At 65.0% G+C, this 1,811-nt stretch carries 3 protein-coding genes; all 3 read right to left on the bottom strand.

What is annotated here, in order from left to right; all coding sequences use genetic code 11:
- Window positions 1–309: 309 nt before the first annotated feature.
- Complete coding sequence (locus ACODTY_RS23920; protein ID WP_488996667.1) at window positions 310–468, bottom strand: hypothetical protein; 159 nt, start codon at window positions 466–468, stop codon at window positions 310–312.
- Window positions 469–520: 52 nt separating this feature from the next.
- A complete protein-coding gene (locus tag ACODTY_RS23925; RefSeq protein WP_488996668.1) occupies window positions 521–1,471 on the bottom strand; it encodes an electron transfer flavoprotein subunit alpha/FixB family protein in 951 nt (316 codons plus the stop codon).
- Window positions 1,471–1,811 (bottom strand): electron transfer flavoprotein subunit beta/FixA family protein (locus ACODTY_RS23930; protein WP_488996669.1); only part of this gene is annotated, 341 nt, incomplete at its 5' end. The genes ACODTY_RS23925 and ACODTY_RS23930, both read right to left, overlap by 1 nt.

Here is a 1,811-nt window from a genome sequence, read left to right on the forward strand (position 1 = left end):
TCTCGAGGCGATCAGCCGCCGACAAGGAATAGTGTCGGATCAGGCTGTCTTCATCAGCCGGAATGGCGAACAGATCCCATCGATCCTGAGCTTTGAGAATCTTGCGCCTGGCCACCGCTCAACTCCTCGCACAACAAGTGCGGCCGAGTGTTGCCGAGCAGGCTGGATGTGGAAACAGCAGCCGTCGTGCTGCTATGGTTTTCCACTGGGATCATGAATTACGACCCGCAAATCGAGAGACACATGCAAACTCTGTTCACGCTCCGTTCGACCTTAACGTACGATTTTGAACAGCTCTTGTTCTGACCCCTAGAGCCGCTGCGTATTCTCGACCAGCCGGATGTGGAAGCGCGGACTGTCGGACCGGTCGAGCGCATAGGAGCGGAACGGGGCCGCCAGGGTCCCCTCCTCCTCCGCATCGCGTTCAGGACGAAAACGCACCGGCTTTTCGATCCCACCCTTTGCCATCCTGGCTCCTCCTGGTCCGGCATCCATGCCGCAAGCGATTGGCCCGATTGGCTCACGCCCTCGCTTTTTCGGCAACCGTCGCATGGAACTCCGGCACCGCCTCGAACAGGTCGGCGACCAGGCCATAGTCGGCGACCTGGAAGATCGGCGCGTCCGGATCCTTGTTGATCGCAACGATCACCTTGGAATCCTTCATGCCGGCGAGATGCTGGATCGCTCCCGAGATGCCGCAAGCGATGTAGAGGTCGGGGGCGATGATCTTGCCCGTCTGGCCGACCTGCAGGTCGTTCGAGACATAGCCGGCATCGACCGCCGCGCGGCTGGCGCCGATGGCGGCACCGAGCCTATCCGCCAACGGTGCCAATACGGTCTCGAAGTTTTCGGCCGAGGCCAGAGCGCGCCCGCCCGAGACGACGATGCGGGCGCCGGCCAGTTCGGGACGTTCGGAACTCGACACCTCGTCGCGGACAAACGACGACCTCGCAGGATCGACCGAAATGGCCACGGTTTCGATGGGCCGAGCGGCGGCCGTTGCCGCAGCCGCCGGGAAGGACGACACGCGCACGGTCAACACCTTGCTGGCCTCGGCCGAGCGGACGGTCTGGATGACATTGCCGGCATAGGTCGGGCGCTGGAACAGGTCCGGACCTTCGACCGCGATGACGTCGGAAATCTGCATCACGTCGAGCAATGCCGCGACGCGCGGCATGATGTTCTTGCCGCTGGTGGTCGAGGGCGCGAGGAACACCTCGTAGCCGCCGGCGAGGCTGACGACCAGGGCTGCCACCGGCTCGGCAAGGCGGTTTGCCAGGCTTGGGTCATCGGCGAGCAGCACCTTGGCGACGCCTTCCAGCCGAGCGGCAGCTTCGGCGGCGGCACGGCAGCCTGAGCCGGCGACGAGCACATGGACCTCGCCACCGATGCGGCCGGCCGCCGAGACCGCCTTGGCGGTGGCCTCGTCGAGTCGCGTGTCCTGATGTTCGGCCAGAACGAGAATGGTCATCACAGAACTCCTGCTTCGGTGCGCAGCTTGTCGACGAGCTCGGCCACGGAGCCGACCTTGATGCCTGCCTTGCGGGTTGCCGGTTCGTGCACGCGCACCACGGTCAGGCGCGGCTCGACCGCAACGCCGTAATCGGCGGGCGTCTTTTCGTCGATCGGCTTCTTCTTGGCCTTCATGATGTTGGGCAGCGAGGCGTAGCGCGGCTCGTTGAGCCTGAGGTCGGCCGTGACCAGTGCCGGCAGCGGCAGGTTGACCGTCTGCAGGCCGCCGTCGACCTCGCGGGTGACCTCGATCGCAGCGCCGCCAACGGCGAGCTTGGAGGCGAAGGTGCCCTGCCCCC

It is taken from the genome of Mesorhizobium sp. FG116 (assembly GCF_057809835.1).

Excerpts from the sequence above, each read along its gene's own strand:
- ACODTY_RS23925 (WP_488996668.1), bottom strand. The coding sequence starts at position 1,471 with ATGACCATTCTCGTTCTGGCCGAACATCAGGACACGCGACTCGACGAG.
- ACODTY_RS23920 (WP_488996667.1), bottom strand. The coding sequence starts at position 468 with ATGGCAAAGGGTGGGATCGAAAAGCCGGTGCGTTTTCGTCCTGAACGC.